Source organism: Actinocrinis sp., assembly GCF_035938995.1.
In the GTDB taxonomy this organism is placed as follows: domain Bacteria; phylum Actinomycetota; class Actinomycetes; order Streptomycetales; family Catenulisporaceae; genus DASZGI01.
In genome coordinates this window covers 1-17,705 of record NZ_DASZGI010000295.1, presented here as the reverse complement: position 1 = coordinate 17,705, position 17,705 = coordinate 1, and the positions used below count along the sequence as shown (strand labels likewise).

Below are 17,705 nucleotides of genomic sequence, written 5' to 3'. Positions count from 1 at the left end.
TCGCCCGCGTAGTCCAGCGCGTTCGGCTGGCCGAGGTCCTCCTCGTTGGACATCAACGCGTACATGCCCTGCGCGTTCGGCTGCGAGAGGTACTGCTCCAGTGCCGGAGCCACCTTCGCGTTGCCGCCGAGCAGCGAGAACAGTCCGGCGTAGTCGTTCGGGACCTGCCAGAGGTACTCGTAGGCGTCGCCCTCGACGTAGTGCGCGGTCGTGGTCGGCGTGATGCCGGGGATGAACGCGCCGTTCTCCATCTTCGGAGTGAGCAGACCGGTCGAACTGTCGAACACGTTCACCCAGTTGTTCGCCCGGTTCTGCAGCATGGTCGCGTCGACGGTGTCGCCAAGCGCGGCAGCGTACTGTGACAGGGCGAAGTCCGCGGTGTCGTACTCGAGCAGCGACGAGACGAAGCCGTGCGCGTTGCAGCACCCGTACGTGCCGTCCTCCGGGATGTAGCCGTACTGCTGCTCAAGCGCCTCTTCCGGCCGCACGCCGTTGACCGTCGTCGCCTGCTTGACCATGTCGGCCAGCGCGGCGGCGGTCTGGAAGTTGTGGGCGCCGAAGGCGTAGTAGTTGGCGATGATGGAATCGGCGGGGTCGCCGACCATGACGTAGTTGTCAAGGTTCAGATATCCCCACTGCTGGAGTATCTGGTTCTGCGCGTAGTAGTTGAGCAGCGACTGGGCCTGGTCGCTCGCGGCGGCCGGGTCGACGATCGCCTGGAGCTGCGTGGTGCCGTGGTAGATGTCCCAGCCGGAGAACATGCCGTACTGGTCCTTCTGCGGCGCGGCGACCGTGTGCACCTTGTCGTCGGACCCGAAGTACTGTCCGTTGACGTCGCTGGTGATGTTGGGCTGGACCAGGACCTTGTACAGGTTGCTGTAGAACTGCTGGGTCTTGGCCACAGTTCCGCCGGACACCTGGATCTTGTTCAGCAGCTTGTTCCAGGAGCTCTGCGCGGTGTTCTTCGTCGTGGTGAAGTTCCAGCCGCTGTTCTCGGTCTGCCAGTCCAGCTTGGCGTTCGCGGCGCTCACGTAGGAGATGCCGACCTTCGCCTGCAGGGTCTGCACCGCGCTGGTGTCGAAGGTCAGGAACACCGCGTCCGGGTTCGTCTGCCCGGACATGGTGACCACCTGCGACGCGGTGAACGGGTGGTCGAACACGAGGTCGAAGTACAGCGTGTACAGCTGCCCGTCGCCGCAGAAGCTGCCGCTGGTCACCGAGCCGGTGAGCTCGTTGGTCCCGACCACCTGAGCGCTGGTCGCCGCGTCGCCGTTCTGGCTGTCCATCAGCTTGACCAGCAGGTCGGCCTGGGTGGTCTTCGGGAAGGTGAAGCGGCCCATCGAGCTGTGCGGGGTCGCGGTGAACTCCGACGTGACAGTCTGTGGCAGGTTGCTCTCGGCGGAGTAGTAGCCGGCCTGCGCGATCTCGCCGGTGTTGGTGAACGAGGTGGTGACGTTGCTCGGGTCGCCCGAGGGCAGCGCCCCGGTCAGCGGCAGGATGGGAACGTCGCCCAAGGCGCCGCAGCCGGGGCCGCTCAGGTGGGTGAGGCTGTACCCGGTCAGCGCCGAGTCGCCGAAGTTGTAGCCGCCGCCGGCGTTGCGGTTCGGCATCGTGTCAGGGCTCCACTGCACCATGCCGTACGGCACGTCGGCGCCCGGGAACGTGTTGCCGCCGCCGGTGGTCCAGGTCCTGGTGTCGAGGAACTGGGCGGGGTTGGAGACGGTGCTGCTCATGACGGTCTGGTTGGAGGTCGCGGCCGGCGCCTTGACCGCAGCGTTCGTGTGGTGGGTGCAGTTCGCGAGCCCCGTCGCAGTCTTGACGCAGGTCGCGGTGTTCGTCTTCGCGGTGTTGGTCTTCGCATTCGTTGACGCCGTGGTCGACGCCGCGAGGGCCGGTCCGGCCGTCAGAGCGCCGAGAATCAGGGCGTTGCCGGCCACGAGCCCGACGATGCGGTTGCGTGGCCTGATTTTCCCGACGTGGGTCGTCGGGGCCTTACCGGGGTGTTCCATGGCCATCCTCCCTGCGGCTGCCACCCGCTGCGGCACAGGCAGCGGTCCGCGCGATTGACAACGTTGTCATGACGACGAATCGTGGCGCTGATCGCGTCCGCAGTCAACAGTCCGGACGGCTTGTGTCACTTACCTGCGGACCGACGCGCCACGCAGGACACGCAAAGCACACCCACGACCCCGCCCAGCTCTCCCAGCCCGGCTCACTCCCCACGTACGGACGCGCCATACAGAACACGCAAAGCACCCGCACCACCCCGCCCAGCTCTCCCAGCCCCGACTCACTTCCCCACGTGCGGATGTGCCATGCCGAGCACGTCGAGAACCCGGTCGAGTTCTTCCTCGGAAATCGCACCACTCGCCACATGCCCGCGCGCGACAGTCACCTCGCGGATGGTGCGCCCCTCCGCAAGCGCCTGCTTGGCGATCTTCGCCGCCTCCTCGTAACCGACATACCGATTCAGCGGCGTCACGATCGACGGCGAGGACTCCGCATACGCACGGCACTTATCAGCGTCGGCCTGGATGCCCGCGACGCAGCGGTCTGCCAGCAGCCGCGACGCGTTGGCCAACAGCCGCAGCGACTCCAGCAGGTTCCTGGCCAGCACCGGGAGGGTGACGTTGAGTTCGAACTCGCCCGAGGCGCAGCCGAACGCAATCGCCGCGTCGTTGCCCACCACCTGGATGCAGACCATGCGCACCGCTTCCGGGATGACGGGGTTGACCTTTCCCGGCATGATCGACGAGCCGGGCTGGAGGTCGGGCAATGCGATCTCGCCGAGCCCGGCGCGCGGTCCGGAGCCCATGAGCCGCAGGTCGCCACAGATCTTGAACAACGCCAACGCCAACCCCCGCAGATTCCCGGAGGTCTCGGCGAGCGCGTCGCGCGCGCCCTGCGCCTCGAAGTGGTTGCGCGCCTCGGTGAACGGCAGCCCGGTCTCCCGGGCCAGATGCTCGATCGCGCTCGCGGCGAATCCGGCCGGGGCGTTCAGCCCGGTACCCACCGCCGTTCCACCCAACGGCAACTCCGCCAACCGCGGCACCCCGGACTCCAACCGGTCGACCGCGCGGCGAATCTGCGTCGCGTAGCCGCTGAACTCCTGGCCGAGCGTGACCGGCGTGGCGTCCATCAGATGCGTGCGCCCGGCCTTGACCACCTCGGCGAACCGCGCCGCCCGCACCGACAGCGCCTCCTCCAGATGGTCCAGCGCCGGTAGCAGCTCGCCGACCAACAGCCCGGCCGCGGCGACGTGGATCGACGACGGGAACACGTCGTTCGAGCTCTGCGACGCGTTCACGTGGTCGTTGGGGTGCACCGGCCGGCCGAGCCGCTCCGCCGCCAGCGTCGCGATCACCTCGTTGGCGTTCATGTTCGACGACGTCCCGGACCCGGTCTGGAACACGTCGATCGGGAACTGGTCGTCCCAGCGCCCCTCGGCCACCTCCCGCGCCGCCGCCCCGATCGCCTCGGCCAAGTCTGCCGGCAGCACGCCCAGCTCGGCGTTGGCGCGGGCCGCGGCCGCCTTGACCGCGCCGAGCGCGGCGATGTGCGCCCGCTCCAGGCCGGCGCCGGAGATCGGGAAGTTCTCCACCGCCCGCTGCGTCTGCGCCCGCCACTTGGCGCGCGCGGGTACCAGCACCTCTCCCATCGAGTCGTGCTCCACGCGCACCTCGACGTCCGGCTCACCCGTGTTCATCGCCGTCACCTCCGAATACCATCGTCGCTCATGACCGCCGGCGACTCCTCCCCCTCTTCCCCGTCTTCCGCGTCCATCCCCTCCGTCCCGTCCATTCCGTCCTCCGCGCCGCTCACCGATTGGTCGGCCTTCCAATACGAGATCTACCTCAACGGGACGACCGGTGCGGTGCCGTCCCTGCCGACCGACCTGACCGCCCTCGAGCGGGTGGCGGAGGAGCGGCTCGACCCGGGAGCAGTCGGCTACGTGGCGGGCAGCGCGGGCGACGGGAAGACGGCGCGGGCCAACCGCGACGCACTCGACCGCTGGCGGATCGTGCCGAGGATGCTGCGCGACGTCGAGCGGCGCGACCTGTCCGTCGAGCTGTTCGGCACGCGGCTGCCGACTCCGGTGGCGTTGGCGCCGGTCGGAGTGCTGTCGATCATGCACGAGGGCGCGGAGCCGGCCGCCGCCCGTGCCGCAGCAGGCCGCGGAATCCCCTTCATCCTGTCCTCGGCGTCGAGTACGCCGATGGAGCAGGTGGCCGAGGCGATGGGTCCGGACGCCGTGCGCTGGTTCCAGCTGTACTGGGGCAGGGACCGCGACGTCACCGAGAGCTTCCTGGACCGCGCCGCCGCATCGGGGTACTCGGCGCTGGTCGTCACCCTCGACACCCGGCTGCTGGCCTGGCGACCGCGCGACCTGGACCGCGCGTACCTGCCCTTCCTGCACGGGATCGGCACGGCGAACTACTTCACCGACCCCGCCTTCCTCGCGGGCCTGGCCAAGCCGGTGGCCGAGGACCTCACCGCAGCGGTCCTGCGCTTCGTGTCGCTGTTCAACAACCCCGGCACGACCTGGGAAGACCTCGCCTTCCTGCGCGAGCGCTGGAAGGGCCCGATGCTCCTCAAGGGCATCCAGCACCCCGACGACGCACGCCGCGCCGCCAACGCCGGGATGGACGGGGTCGTGGTCTCGAACCACGGCGGCCGCCAGGTCAACGGGGCGATCGGGGCGGCCGACGCGCTGCCGCCGGTCGTCGACGCGGTCGGCGACCGGCTCACGGTGCTGTTCGACAGCGGGATCCGCACCGGGGACGACGTGTTCAAGGCCTTAGCCCTCGGCGCGAAGGCCGTCCTGCTGGGCCGTCCGTACGCGTATGGGCTCGGTCTGGACGGCCAGGCCGGGGTCGACCACGTCCTGCGCTGCCTGCTGGCCGAGTTCGACCTCACGCTCGCACTCGCGGGTTATCGCGGCCCGGCCGAGCTCAGCCGCGACGCGCTGACGCGGGCGTGATCGCCCCGCGGCGAGTCACGGCGAACCGACGACGAACTGATGGCGAATCACTTCGGCAGGGCCACCGTCAGCGGGCCGTAGATCTTGTTGCCGCGGGCCTTCGGGTCGTCGCTGGTGTAGTACTCCTCGACGGCCTGGTGGATCTCGCCGCGGCTGAGCACGCCGTCGCCGTTGCGGTCCAGCTCGGTGAAGGCGCGCTGCGCGTCGTCCACGCAGACCCCGTAGGCGTTGAACCAGGTCGCCAGCTCGTCCACGTCCAGCACGCCGTTGCCGTCGGCGTCGATGATGTCGAAGACCGCGTCCACGACCGGGCGGATGTTGCGGTCGTAGCCGCCCTCGCGCTGGATGATGCTGTCCGTGCAGGAGGAGATGAACTGGTCGCGGGAGATGCGTCCGGAGTGCCTGCCGTCCATCTTCCGGCTCAGCTTGTCCCACATGGTCAGGAACGTCACATGCACCCGTTCGTGCTGCGGCGAGCCCTCGAGGTACTCGAACGCCACGCACACGGCGACCGCGGTCTGGTCGTAGTCGGCTGCGGTGATGAAGCCGTCGCCGTCCGCGTCGAGCAGTTCGAACCGCCGGTCCAGCTTCGCCGCCTGGAGTTCCGTAAGCATTGCCGCGCTCCTTGACTGGTTCGTCGTTACGGCCCCCGAACCAGTCACCCAGGCGACGCGGCGGGCCGCACCCCGCCGCGTCCACCTGGGTGAGCACACTCAGCCGATCAGCAGCCGGGCCCTCTCCACAGTGACCTTGGCATCCAATCCCGCAAGCGCCGCGCAGCCCCCTAGCCGAACAGCGGCCGGGCCCTCTCCACGATCGCCTTCGCGTCCACGCCCGGCGGCAGCGTGCCGAAGGTCGCGCCGCCATCCGCGAGTCGGGAGGCGCAGAAGGCGTCGGCGACCGGCGAAGGGGCGAAGCGGAGCAGCAGCGAGCCCTGCAACACCGTCGCCAACCGCTCGACCAGGCGGCGGGCTTGGAACTCGGCGCCGTCCTGGTCCGACTCGCGCAGCCGGGAGAGCGCGCCCTCGAGTTCGAGCAGCGCCGCGTCGAATCGCTTGTCCGCACCGCGCGCGAGCGCCGCCTCGCCGATCAGCGCTTGCGCCGCCTCCGCCTCGCGCGAGAGCGCGCGCAGCACGTCGAGGGCGTTGACGTTGCCGGACCCCTCCCAGACCGAGTTGACCGGGGCCTCGCGCAGCAGCCGGGGCATGCCGGACTCCTCTACGTAGCCGTTGCCGCCAAGGCATTCGAGCGCCTCCGCCGCGACGGCGATGGCCCGTTTGGTCACCCAGTACTTGCCGACCGCGACGCCGAGTCGGTGCAGCGCCCGGTCCGCCTCGCCCTCACCGTCGTCGTCGAACGCGGCGGCGAGCCGGATCGCCAGCGCGGTCGCGGCCTCCGACTCCACCGCCAGATCCGCCAGCACGTTCTGCATCAGGGGTTTGTCGATGAGTGCCGACCCGAACGCCCGGCGATGGGCCGCGTGGTGCGTCGCCTCGGCCACCGCCCGCCGCATGAGGGCCGCGGACCCGCTGACGCAGTCGAGCCGGGTCATGCCGACCATCTCGATGATGGTCGCCACCCCGCGGCCCTCGGGCCCTAGCCGACGGCCCCAGGTGCGGTCGAACACCACCTCGGCGGACGCGTTGGACCGGTTGCCGAGCTTGTCCTTGAGCCGTTGCAGCAGGAACGGGTTTCGCGTCCCGTCCGACAGCACGCGCGGCACGACAAAGCAGGTCAGGCCATCCGGAGCCTGCGCCAGGACCAGGAACAGGTCGCTCATCGGCGCCGAGCAGAACCACTTGTGGCCGGTCAGCAGGTACTCCCCGGCCGCATCGAGCGGCACCGCTCGCGTCGTGTTCGCCCGGACGTCGGAGCCGCCCTGCTTCTCGGTCATCGCCATGCCGCACACCAGCCCGGCCTTCTCGCTGGCCGGGCGCAGTCCGAAGTCGTAGATATGGGAGGTGAGGCCGGGCTCCCAGGTCGGGTCGACTTCCGGATCGGCGCGCAGCGCCGCGACGCCGGCGTAGGTCATCGAGATCGGACATCCGTGTCCTGATTCGGTTCCGCTCCACACCATGAACCCCGCCGCTCTCGTCACGTGCGCCGCGGGCCCGCCGATCCACGCCGCGCCGGCCAGGCCGTGGCTGACCGCGGCGTCCATCAGGCGGTGCCAGGCGGGGTGGAACTCGACCTCGTCGATCCGGTTGCCGTAGCGGTCGAAGGTCCGCAGAACCGGCGGATGCGCGTTCGCCTTTTCCGCCCAGGCCAGCGCCTTCGCCGAGCCGGCCAGGCGGCCGAGCGCGGAGAGGGAGTCGAGCGAGCCGCGCCCGCCGTGCCGGGAGACCGCCTCCACCAAAGCCTCGTCCGCGGCGAAGGAGTCGTAGTCGCGCAACGGCGGCGGCTGGTTCGGTACGGTTTGATATGGATCTGTTTGCTCCGCAAGCGGCGACGCTGTCTGCTGGTCCATGCCCTCAGTCTTATCCCTCTGACGGCGTTGGGGAATCCGCCCCGGGGCGGATGCGATCATGACCTTCCTGTTTCGCGGCGCCATGGGGAGCGGCTAAGGTCGTCCATGGCTTCCAGCCGAGCGGGGGCCATCGTGCAGACCGGGGAGCAACGATGAGCGGATTTTTCCGGGTGGATTTGGACGTCCTGCAACAGATGACGAAAACGCTTCAGGACGCGGGCGATCAGATGGACGCGGCGCTGAAAGCGATGAGCTCGTCGCACGCGGGGCAATTGGGGACGTCCGAGCTGAATTCCGCCGCCGACGATTTCCAGAACACCTGGCAATACGGTCTGGGGCAGCTTCGCCAGATGATCCAGGAAACGAACGACGGCGTGAAGAAAGCCCACGACGCGTACAAGCAATGCGACGACGCCGTGAGCCAGGCGGCCAACCAGCTCAACGGGGTCGTGGGCCAGATCGATCCGCTGGTCGCCGCGGCGACGCCGAGGGGGGCGAAGTGAGCGTCTTCCCCGACGGCGCGGCCACCTACCCGAACCTCGGATTCAACCCGGTGCCGGGGGTGCCGGACGATGTCTCCGCCATGGAGTCGGGGCTGTCGCAGGCCGTGGATTCGATGCAGCAGTCCGGCTCGCTGCTGGACCAGATGCGCAATTCCAACAGCGGAGTGTGGCAGGGAGCCGCGGGCGACGCCTTCCGCGAGCACTTCAACTCCAAGCTCGCCACCGACCTGACCAACGCCCACACGTCGCTGACCAACGCCGTGGACGTGCTCAAGAACTGGCACACCGACCTGCTCGGCTTCAAGGACGTGGCCGGAAAACTGGATCAGGAGGCTGCGGAAGCGAAGCAGGCCGTGCAGCACGCCGACCAGGAGCTCCAGCAGGCCCAGAACAACCCGGACCTCAAGCTGGTCGGCCAGTTCTTCAACACGCAGCAGGACTTGCAGGCCGCGCAGTCCCGGATTGACGAGGCGGAGTCCGCCGTCCGGAGCGCGGGCAACGCGGCCGACCAGGCGCACCAGGAACTCGACGCCATCATGAAGCGGGCGCAGGAACTGGCGTCGCAGCACGAGGCGGCGGCGAAGCGGTACGCCCAGCAGCTCGAGCAGGCGACCAAGAACCTCGCCCCGGCCAAGCCCGGCTTCTTCTCGAGCCTGTGGAACGACTTCACCAGTGGCCTGAAGGCCGTTGGCAGCTGGGTGTCGAGCCACCTCGACGTGATCCACTCGGTGTTGTCCACGATCTCCGCCGTGGCGGGCCTGATCGCGCTGTGCACGCCGCCCCCGATCGACGTGGTCGCGGGCGCGGTCGCCATCGGTGCCGGAGTCGGCGCCCTGGCCTGCGACTTCGCCAACCCGAAGGTCCGCGACGCGCTCGGCGGCCTGCTCACCGGCCACTTCACCCTGCAGAACCTGAAGAACGCCTCCTCGGTGGGCCTCGACGCACTCAGCGTCATACCCGGCGTCGGCGCGCTCGGCAAGGCGGGATACGGCGTCGAAGGCGCCGTGGACGCGACCAAGTCCATACCCGTGATCGGCAAGCTCGTCGGCAGCGCTGCCGAGGCGACAACGGGTACCCTCGCGGACATCCCGTCCATCGCCCGCGGCGTCACCGGCATCACCGAGGACGCGTTCGAGGGCGGCGCGCAGGCCATCAAGGACGGCGCGACCTACGGGAACCGGGTCTTCAACGCCATGTCGTACGGCGCGCACTCGCTGAGCTTGCCGGTCAAGTACGGCGTCATGCCTGCGGTGACGAAGGTATTCAGCCTCGGTGACGAGGCCGCGCAGACGGTCGGCCAGAACGTCGAGCTCGCCTGGAAGGGCAAGTCCGTCGTCAGCAGCCTGTACCACGACGTCAAGCAGGCGATCGGCTGATGCCCGGGATCACGGACATCCTCTCCGCGACCGAATCCGCGGACGAGGCGCTGAACTTCTGGATCGAGATGCCGCAGGGCTACTTCCCCCTGCCGCTCACCGACACCGACGACGTCCTGGCGACGGCCGAGGCGAATCTGCGCGAACTCGCGCCACCCGAGCAGCAGGAGCTTCTGTCCGCCGTCATCGGCACGTTCAGCGTGTTGCTCGACCAACTCGAACAGCGCAACGGCGTGTACTGCGGGCTCGGCTGGCACGGGGCCGAGGACGGCACGATCGTCTCGTCCAGCCTGGTCCTTTCGTTGCAGGAGCTGGGCGAGAAGCGCAATCCCCGGCTCGTGCTGGGGGATCTCGTCGAAATCAAGGCCGAAGCCGGCGAGCACGGGCAGGCGGACCTGGTTGACCTCGCGAGCGGGCCGACGCTGTTCTTCGAGAGCATCGTCACCCTGCAGCGTCCGCAGCTGCCCGGGGAGGCGGGCCCGGCCGGCGACGCCGAGGTCTACCAACTCCAGGCCCTCGTGCCGTCCGAGGACGGCACCCGGCTGGTGGCCATCGAGTTCTCCACGCCGTACGTGTCGCACGGGCCGCAGTTCCGGACCATGATGGTGCTCATGGCGAACTCGGTCTCCTTCACCGCCCCGCGGGGTTCCGAGGACGCCGGCAGCACCGCACAGTCGATCAACCAGATCCTCGGAGGACTTGGCTCATGACCTCGCCGACGCCGCCGAACCCGCCGCTCAGCGATCCGCAGCTGTCCGCGCGGATTCAGGAGGGCCTCAACAGCCAGAGCAAGTGGCGGCGTGAGCAGGCCGAGCGAGACAAGTACCTCCTCGAGCGGTTTGCCTGGCAGGAGTATCCGGTCAAGCTCGGCCGCTGGTCGAAGATCGCGGACCCGAAGAGCCTCAACGCGCACACGGTCCTCGACGGTCTGACCAACCGGTGGGTGTGGAAGGCGGATCTGGGCCAGGTGTTGATTCTCGATCCCGCCACTCAGAAGCCGCTCTGCCAGTACTCCGTCAAGTGGCCGGACGAGCAGGATTGGGCGACGCCTCTACTCACCAGCCTCTGGTTCGCCGGAGACCTGCGTTTCGGCGGTCTGTTCACGCCGGTCGGCGACGGGCGAAGGACCGCCATCGGCGGCCGCCGCGGCGTCCCGCTCGGCGCCCTCGAGACCGCGGCGAAGATCGAGCAGTTCGCCGCAAAGTACACCGCCAAGCCCTTCAAGACCCCGGACGATCCGACCTCGACGGACGAACCGTGGATCATCGACCACCCGCAGGAGCCGGAGCCGCAGGGGCCGACCGCGGCCAAGCGGCTGTTCAATAAGCTTCGCGGCTGAGCCGCAGAGCCAAGGCGGGGCAGTCGGCTACCGCGCGCTTGGCGTCGCGGAGAAGTACGGCGGGGATGTCCGCTTCGGCGATGACCGGGTAACCCCACTCGTCGAGGCTGATGTGCTCGGCGAGGAGTTCCGCGCAGCAACCGTGGCCGGTGCAGCGGGTCGGGTCGACGCGCAGCCGTGTCGTTCCGTTCATTTCGTTAGCTCCAGTCTTCGTCGGCGAGAGGCGCGTGTGCGGGCAGCGGCAGAAACGGAGCGCTGTTCGTGCCACTGCAGTAGCCGCGCTCGTGATGCCGGAGGTCGTCCCCGAAGACCGTGAATGCGCTGCGTGCGAAGCGCATGCTGCCGTCTGGGTGATGGCAGGCCCCGCGCCCGTCGAGGAGGTGCGCCCACCGCTCGAGGTTGGCGCGTGCGGCGCGGTGCGGTCCGGCGCCGGCGAGGGTGGCCCAGGTGTCGGCGACCCGGGGCAGACCGTTGAGGCAGGGGCCGCATTGGCCGGCGGATTCGTCGGCGAGATAGCGCAGCACTCTCGCGGTCTCGCGCACGCCGCATCGGTCGTACGGCAGTGCGGCGAGCACTCCTGCGCCGAGGGCGGCGCCTTCGGGTCTGAGCGCGGTGTTAGAGAGTCGGAGTTGGGCGGCTCGGGCGGCGGGGAGCCAGGTTCCGTGGTAGCCGCCCACGAGGACTGCTTGCGCTGCCTGCACGTCGAGGAGGGCTGAGATGGGCGTCCCGGGCGCTGTCTCGACGACGCGGGCCTTGCCGGATGCGGGATAGATGGTCGCCAGCATCGTGCCGGGTTCTTCGGGTGTGCCTGCTTCGCGAAACCAGGGCGCTCCGTACCGGGCGATCAGGGCGATGTGCGCGAGGGTCTCCACGTTCTGCACCAGTGTAGGAGCGCCGGCGATTCCGCACTCGGCGACCAGGCGCGGTGCGTAGCGCGGCACGGCCGGGCCGCCCTCGATTCGATGCACGAGTGCTGATTCCTGCCCGGCCAGGAAGCGCGGCGGAGCATAGACGACGGACACCGGGACGCGGTCCACTTGCGCGGCATGGCGCTGTGCCAATACGGCGTCCAGGTACTGCGACACGCGGCCGGCTCGGTGGATATAGAGATAAGCATCGCGCGCGCCGACCGCCTCCGCGGCGAGCTGGAGCCCGTCGAGCACGAGATGCGGGGCGAGGGCGAGCAGCGTCTTGTCCTTGTGCGCGGCAGGTTCGCCCTCGGCGCCGTTCGCCGCCACGACCGGGCGGCCCCCGGCGCTGAGCACCGCCGACATCTTCCGGTGCACGGGGAACGCTGCGCCGCCGCGTCCGGTCAGGCCGGCCGCGCGAAGCTCGTCGACGAGCGCACCCAGGCGCCCCCGGTATGCAGGCGGGCCGTGCAACACGAGGTGCTGATCCAAGGTCAGACCCGCAGGCGGGAGGAGGCGCCGTCCGGGCGCGAGACCCGACGCGGAGCCGGGGTGGGAGACCTGTGCTTGAGCAGTCATGGTGGCCATCGCTATCTACCGCCCGCGCGGACGGACTCGTGTCGGCGGATCTGCGTGAATACCTGCGCGACGCGGGCGGGACGTGGCGCGGCGTTTGCCTTGCCCGCGATCCGCCAGGCCACGGCTGCCACGACCGCGACGATGCAGCCGATCGCCAGCGCGAGCAGCCAGCCGCTCTGCATGTCCGTGCTGCTGCCCATGCCGTGCGCGATCGCCACCGGCCACGAGACATAGGCCAGCCAGTGCACCGCCCGCCAGATCGGCCGGCCGAGGCGCACCCGCAGCAGGCTGGTCACGATGACGGCGGCCATCAGGTCGAATGAGACGGCGCCGAGCCCGATCCACAGCGGCTCGTACGAGGCCCCGAAGGGCAGTACGGCGTCGGTCAGGCGCAGCGTGACGTAGGGGTCGACGACGGCGGTCACCACGTGGATCGCAAGGAAGACGACGGAGAGCAGCGAGACGCTGCGGTGTAGCCCGACGACGCCGAACCGGGGAAGGCCGGGCAGCCTGCTCTGGCGGTTGACGGCGACACCGAGCACGACCACCGCCGTCAGCATGACCAGCGCGACGATTCCGGTGGCCCGGCTCGAGTACCAGAGCGCGGTGCTCGCGGTGATGCCGTTCATGCGACGCCCTCCTCGTCGGGCCAGCCGCCGGTCGTCGCCACCGCGCCGTCCAGGCCGACGAGCCTGGCCGGGACGCGGTCGCGGCTCAGGGCGCTGACGGCGGAGCGGCCACGGATGATCGCGGCGGTGCTGGCCGTGTTCGCGGCGACGCAGGTGGGCGCGGCGACGGAGACGGTCCGCCACACCGTCGGCGCGGGAAGGCCGCTGCGCGGATCGATGATGTGGTGCAGCACGGCGCCGCCGCGCTCCCATCGGCGGGCGGTGGTGCTCGACGTGGCCAGCGCGCCGCTGCTCAGGGCGATCGTCTGCGTCGGGCCGGTCGGTGGGTCGTCCGGGTCGCCCGTGACGTCCTGGACGCGGACCCGCCAGCCGCCCTCGGGCGCGGGTCCGGCGGTGGCGATGTCGCCGCCGAGCGAGACAAGGACGCCGCAGTGCATCCGCTCCGTGATGCGGTGCGCGGCCCGGTCGGCGGCCCAAGCCTTCGCGGTGGCGCCGAGGTCGAGCCGGGTGCCCTGAGGCATCCGCAGGCTGCGGGTCGAGCGGTCCAGTTCCACCCGGCGCCAGCCCAGGGCCGGGTGGACGTGCACGGTGATGGCCGGGCCGGTGGCGGGGACCTGCGCGAAGTCGCGGTCGTAGCCCAGCGCGGCGACGGCGTCGCCGATGGTCGGGTCCAGGTCGCCGTCAGTCTCCCGGGCGGCCTCGAGCGCGACCGCGACGGCCTCGGCGAGCAGCGGCGACAGCGGGGTCCAGCGTCCGTCGGCGCGGTCGAGCGCGACCAGCTCGGAGTCCGGCCGGAACCGGCTGCAGGCGCGGTCGAGGCCGTCGAGGTCTGATTCGAGCAGAGCACGGGCGGCGGGGAGTGCGGCGGGGTCGGTGACCAGGAGGCGGATACGGGTCCCGAGGGCGGTCCAGTCACTGGCCGCGACGCGCGACGTCGGGGCGGCCATCAGGAGCCGCCGGAGGTCGCTTGGGGGGCCGAGTTCGTTGTCTGCGGAGCCTGGTTGGAGTTCGTCGTCGTGCTGGATCCGCTGTTCGTGGAGCCGTTCGTCGTGGACGTCGTGTCGTTCGTCGTCGTGGTCGCGCCGCCCGACGAGCCGTGACTCGATCCCGGCAGCGCGAACGCGAGCGCGAAGGCGCCGGCGACTCCGGAGATGCCAACCGCGGAAGTGACCGTGTTGACTCGGTTCCTGCTAAGGCGGCGTGCCTGGTCGGGCTGATCGGGCATGGCTGAGGCCTCCGTCCGTGGGCCGCTTGATTGCTGACGCTTTCAACAATCTGCCCTGCCGATGAGCGAGGCCCTGGACGGGAGGTAAGAGCATCATGAGAAGTGGGAGAGAAATCCCCGCCGCCGGCCTCAGCCGTGCCGGCGGCCGAGCGCGTGTGCCATGTTCACCAGCGCGATGCCACCCCAGGCGACCGCGATCGCGAGCACGTTGCCATGGCTGGTGCCCGCGACGATGCCGGTCACCGGGATGCCCGCGATCAGCGAGGCGACGCCGATCCAGCGCCCGTCGTTCCCGGATGGTTCCTGACGCGCGCGGGCGGGTTGCGCGGGGGCGACCGGCGCCGCGTCGACGCGCCGGGCGATCTCTCGTTCGACGCGCTCCGCCAGCGAGGCGGCGATCGCGTCCTCGTACTCGGGTCCGAGCTCCCGCCGGGCGGCCAGCGCCGCAGCGATCTCGGCCGGGGTCAGGTCTGCCGCAGTCATGTAGGTACGGTAGGGCCGGGCCGGACTCGGCGCGAGGGTGCTGGCACGACATCAACTCGGCGCGTTTTGCCGATCTGTCAGCCGCGGGGTACCCTTGCGGAGGTTACTAAGGCACCTCGTTAGGTGAGGCGTCTGTTCGGACACAGGCCACTGACCCTACGACGTCGAGAGACGCCCAGGTTCAGGACACCTCTCCCCGACTTAAGGGGTGAGGCCAAGTGGCTTCCCGCGATCCGCGGGGATACGCCGGGCAGTGCCAAAGCTCTTACGAGTCAGGGGTGTTCCGGCGTCGTGGCCGGTCTTCCCTCACAGTGTCAACCGACTCAGCGTCAATCGACCCAGTGTCAGCCAGCTGCGTTAGGTGCGCCCGACCGGAGGGAGGCGAGACCGATGGATCCCAGCTCTAGTAGACCGGGCCGACTACGGCCCCACATCCACGTGTTCCCGCTTTCCACCGGCTCGCGGTAGCCCACTTTCACTTTCTGCGCCACAACCCGCGGTGACGCGCGCCTTTCGCGTGCCCGCCCGCAGGAGTGACCAGCGCCGCGCGCCTCCCCAACGTGACCGGCCCCGCTCGGGGCGAGGGAGGGATCCACCGTGACCACGATGACCACCACCACCCGCGCCGCAGTGCTCGACGACATGCACGTCGGCGACATCCGCGGGGCGCTCGGCACCATCCGGCTCGACGACACGGCGCCCCGCCGCGGCCTGTCCGCCAAGCTCAAGACCCTGTTGGCGATCGTCGGCCCCGGGCTGATCGTGCTGGTCGGCGACAACGACGCGGGCGCGTTCGCGACCTACGGGCAGGCCGGGCAGAACTACGGCACCTCGCTGCTATGGACGCTGCTGCTCCTGGTGCCGGTGCTGTACGTCAACCAGGAGATGGTCGTCCGGCTCGGCGCGGTGACCGGGGTCGGGCACGCCCGGCTCATTCTCGAGCGCTTCGGCAAGTTCTGGGGCGCGTTCAGCGTCATCGACCTCTTCATTCTCAATGCTCTGACGATCGTCACCGAGTTCATCGGCATCACGCTGGCGACCGGATACCTCGGCCTGCCGAAGATCCCCTCCGTCGTCCTGGCCGCGGGCGTCATCATCGCGGCGGCGTCCACGGGCTCGTTCCGCCGGTTCGAGCGGGTCGCGGTCGCTTTCTGCCTCGGCTCGCTGCTGCTGGTGCCGATCTACTTCCTGGCCCATCCGCACGCTTCGCAGATGGCTCACGGCTTCCTGATCCCGACCATGCCAGGCGGTTCGAGCCAGCTGGCCACGGTGATGCTGCTGGTCATCGGGATCGTCGGGACGACCGTCGCGCCCTGGCAGCTGTTCTTCCAGCAGTCGTACATCATCGACAAGCGGATCACCCCCGATTCATGAAGTACGAGAAGGCCGACCTGGTGATCGGCATGGTCATCGTCGTAGTCGGCGGCGCCGCCATCATGGGCGCCACCGCCGCGGCCTTCGCGGGCACCAAGGGCGTCGGCAACTTCACCGACGCCGCGGGCCTGGCCACCGGGATCGCCGCCTACGCGGGCAAGGCCGCCGGTGTGCTGTTCGCGATCGCGCTGCTGGACGCCTCGATCATCGGCGCGTTCGCGGTCTCCCTGTCCACCTCCTACGCGCTGGGCGACGTGCTCGGCCTCAACCACTCGCTGCACCGCGGGTTCAAGCAGGCCAAGGGCTTCTACGCGGTCTACGCACTGCTGATCGGCGGCGCCGCGACGCTCGTGCTGATCCCCGGCTCGCCGCTGGGCCTGCTCACCCAGGGCGTACAGGTCCTGGCCGGAGTGCTGCTGCCGTCCGCGTCGGTGTTCCTGCTGCTGCTGTGCAACGACCGAGACGTCCTCGGCCCCTGGGTCAACGGCGCAAAGCTCAACGCGTTCACGAGCGCGATCGTCGGCGTTTTGGTGACGCTGTCGGTGATCCTGACCGCCTCGGTGCTGTTCCCGACCATCGGCGCGCACCAGATCCTGGACATCATGATCGTCTGCGGCCTGCTCGGGATCGCCGTGGCCGCCTTCGCGGTCTCAGCCGCCCGTCGCCGCGGCCCGAGCGTCCCGATCGACCGCACCGGCCGGGAGAACTGGCGGATGCCGCCGCTGGCGGAGCTGGGCCGGGTCCGCTTCTCGCTCGGCCGCCGGATCGGCATGGGCGCGCTGCGGCTCTACCTGCTCGTTGCGATGATTATGGTAATCATCAAGATCGTCGAGGTGGCGCTGGGCCACTGACGGCGCCGTCGTCTTCTGCGGAAAGGCGGGTGACATCGTGCACACCCTGACCACACTCGAGTTCATCACCCGCCTGGCGGTGGGCCTGGGCTGCGGCGCCGTCATCGGCGTCGAGCGCCAGTGGCGCGCCCAGATGGCCGGGCTGCGCACCCACCCGCCTCGAACACCTGGTCGCCCGCTTGTCGCTCGAGCCGGGCATCCACACGGTGCACTGGCATACCGCAGCCGACGCCGAGAGCCCGCTGCCCGCGGTCACCGCGCGCGCCGAGACCTGACGGGAGTCGGAGCGGTCAGCCGTCGGCCAATTCGTCGATCACCGGTTCGATGAAGGCGCGGAACGCCTCGGCGTTAGCGCGCAGGTGTCGGCTCGCCAGGACGTGCTCGGGCCGCACCCGGCGGCCCCACACGCCCTCGACCGGCAGGATGCTGATACGCAGGCGGAACGGCGCGGCGCGGTGGCCGAGCCGCCGTTCGGCCTCGCGGGTGATATCGGTGATCAGGACCCTGTCGCTGTGCGGCTCGCGGACGCGCTCCTGGGCGTAGGCGCGGGCCTGGTCACTCAACCAGCGCTGGGAGTCTTCGTAGCCGGCTTCGATCAGGCGCAGCAGATCGACTCCGACCTCCGACGCGAGCATCGGATCGAGCACGACCATCGGCGGCCCGAGCAACTCGGCGGAGGTGTCGAAGAACGTCTCCCACCACGCCGCCCAGTCGTGCGCGGCCTGCTCGGTCGCGTACATGGCCAGGCCTGCGTCGAGGTCCACGGTCGGTTCCAGCGGCGGCACGACCGTGTCGACGCGCACGTCGAGCCCGGCGGCGTCGCGCAGGTACAAGGCGGTCATCAGCGGTTGGGGCATGCCCTCGCTCGCCTGCCACCAGAAGGGCTCCCCCGCAAAATGCATGCCAATGAGGGTAGAGCGTCGAAAAGGCGTTCGGGTGGCTTTCGCTCCGGGTGGGTTCAGTCGGGGGCGCATGGAGCCGTTCAGTCGG

The 17,705-nt window shown here is 69.8% G+C and carries 15 protein-coding genes, 2 pseudogenes and 1 riboswitch; of the genes and pseudogenes, 7 read left to right on the top strand and 10 right to left on the bottom strand.

Going from position 1 to position 17,705, the window contains the following annotated elements; translation table 11 throughout:
- Together VGZ32_RS20455 and VGZ32_RS20450 are read right to left on the bottom strand one after the other, a co-directional pair.
- Positions 1-2,009 (bottom strand): GH92 family glycosyl hydrolase (locus VGZ32_RS20455; RefSeq protein WP_326887723.1); only part of this gene is annotated, 2,009 nt, incomplete at its 3' end.
- Positions 2,010-2,290: 281 nt separating this feature from the next.
- Positions 2,291-3,706, bottom strand: a complete 1,416-nt coding sequence (locus VGZ32_RS20450; protein ID WP_326887722.1) for a class II fumarate hydratase — start codon at positions 3,704-3,706, stop codon at positions 2,291-2,293.
- 30 nt (positions 3,707-3,736) lie between these two features.
- On the opposite strand from VGZ32_RS20450, the gene VGZ32_RS20445 reads away from it, so the two are divergent.
- Positions 3,737-4,981, top strand: a complete 1,245-nt coding sequence (locus tag VGZ32_RS20445; RefSeq protein WP_326887721.1) for a lactate 2-monooxygenase — start codon at positions 3,737-3,739, stop codon at positions 4,979-4,981.
- 47 nt (positions 4,982-5,028) lie between these two features.
- Here VGZ32_RS20445 and VGZ32_RS20440 read toward each other — a convergent pair whose 3' ends face one another.
- Together VGZ32_RS20440 and VGZ32_RS20435 are read right to left on the bottom strand one after the other, a co-directional pair.
- A complete protein-coding gene (locus VGZ32_RS20440) occupies positions 5,029-5,595 on the bottom strand; it encodes an EF-hand domain-containing protein (RefSeq protein ID WP_326887720.1) in 567 nt (188 codons plus the stop codon).
- 170 nt (positions 5,596-5,765) lie between these two features.
- Positions 5,766-7,448, bottom strand: a complete 1,683-nt coding sequence (locus VGZ32_RS20435) for an acyl-CoA dehydrogenase family protein (protein ID WP_326887719.1) — start codon at positions 7,446-7,448, stop codon at positions 5,766-5,768.
- 152 nt (positions 7,449-7,600) lie between these two features.
- Between VGZ32_RS20435 and VGZ32_RS20430 the strand changes: the two genes are divergently transcribed.
- The 4 genes from VGZ32_RS20430 to VGZ32_RS20415 are packed head-to-tail and all read left to right on the top strand — an operon-like array spanning position 7,601 to position 10,666.
- Complete coding sequence (locus tag VGZ32_RS20430) at positions 7,601-7,951, top strand: type VII secretion target (RefSeq protein ID WP_326887718.1); 351 nt, start codon at positions 7,601-7,603, stop codon at positions 7,949-7,951.
- A complete protein-coding gene (locus VGZ32_RS20425; protein ID WP_326887717.1) occupies positions 7,948-9,327 on the top strand; it encodes a hypothetical protein in 1,380 nt (459 codons plus the stop codon). Before VGZ32_RS20430 ends, VGZ32_RS20425 begins: the two co-directional genes overlap by 4 nt.
- Positions 9,327-10,037, top strand: coding sequence for a hypothetical protein (locus VGZ32_RS20420; protein ID WP_326887716.1), 711 nt, complete (start codon positions 9,327-9,329; stop codon positions 10,035-10,037). The genes VGZ32_RS20425 and VGZ32_RS20420 overlap by 1 nt, the downstream gene beginning before the upstream one ends.
- Complete coding sequence (locus VGZ32_RS20415; RefSeq protein ID WP_326887715.1) at positions 10,034-10,666, top strand: hypothetical protein; 633 nt, start codon at positions 10,034-10,036, stop codon at positions 10,664-10,666. The genes VGZ32_RS20420 and VGZ32_RS20415 overlap by 4 nt, the downstream gene beginning before the upstream one ends.
- Here the strand turns inward: VGZ32_RS20415 and VGZ32_RS20410 are convergent.
- The 5 genes from VGZ32_RS20410 to VGZ32_RS20390 all read right to left on the bottom strand — a co-directional run bounded on the left by VGZ32_RS20410 (position 10,647) and on the right by VGZ32_RS20390 (position 14,490).
- Positions 10,647-10,859, bottom strand: a complete 213-nt coding sequence (locus tag VGZ32_RS20410) for a ferredoxin (RefSeq protein ID WP_326887714.1) — start codon at positions 10,857-10,859, stop codon at positions 10,647-10,649. The genes VGZ32_RS20415 and VGZ32_RS20410 overlap by 20 nt on opposite strands.
- 4 nt (positions 10,860-10,863) lie before the next feature.
- Positions 10,864-12,153, bottom strand: coding sequence for an NADH-ubiquinone oxidoreductase-F iron-sulfur binding region domain-containing protein (locus VGZ32_RS20405; protein ID WP_326887713.1), 1,290 nt, complete (start codon positions 12,151-12,153; stop codon positions 10,864-10,866).
- An 11-nt stretch (positions 12,154-12,164) separates the two neighbouring features.
- On the bottom strand, positions 12,165-12,782 hold the full coding sequence (locus tag VGZ32_RS20400; protein ID WP_326887712.1) for a ferric reductase-like transmembrane domain-containing protein: 618 nt from the start codon (positions 12,780-12,782) through the stop codon (positions 12,165-12,167).
- Entirely contained in the window at positions 12,779-13,729 is a 951-nt protein-coding gene (locus VGZ32_RS20395; RefSeq protein WP_326887711.1) for an FAD:protein FMN transferase, read from the bottom strand. The genes VGZ32_RS20400 and VGZ32_RS20395 overlap by 4 nt, the downstream gene beginning before the upstream one ends.
- 407 nt (positions 13,730-14,136) lie before the next feature.
- Positions 14,137-14,490, bottom strand: coding sequence for a hypothetical protein (locus VGZ32_RS20390; RefSeq protein ID WP_326887709.1), 354 nt, complete (start codon positions 14,488-14,490; stop codon positions 14,137-14,139).
- A 108-nt stretch (positions 14,491-14,598) separates the two neighbouring features.
- Positions 14,599-14,775, top strand: a riboswitch (M-box (ykoK) riboswitch).
- A gap of 321 nt (positions 14,776-15,096) precedes the next feature.
- Between VGZ32_RS20390 and VGZ32_RS28825 the strand changes: the two are divergent.
- Both VGZ32_RS28825 and VGZ32_RS28820 read left to right on the top strand, forming a co-directional pair.
- A pseudogene (locus VGZ32_RS28825) lies at positions 15,097-16,715 on the top strand (NRAMP family divalent metal transporter).
- 37 nt (positions 16,716-16,752) lie between these two features.
- A pseudogene (locus tag VGZ32_RS28820) lies at positions 16,753-16,869 on the top strand (MgtC/SapB family protein); the annotation flags it as partial.
- A 136-nt stretch (positions 16,870-17,005) separates the two neighbouring features.
- Here VGZ32_RS28820 and VGZ32_RS20375 read toward each other — a convergent pair.
- Positions 17,006-17,617 (bottom strand): hypothetical protein, encoded by a 612-nt coding sequence (locus VGZ32_RS20375; protein ID WP_326887707.1) that lies wholly within the window; start codon positions 17,615-17,617, stop codon positions 17,006-17,008.
- Between the last annotated feature and the right edge of the window lie 88 nt (positions 17,618-17,705).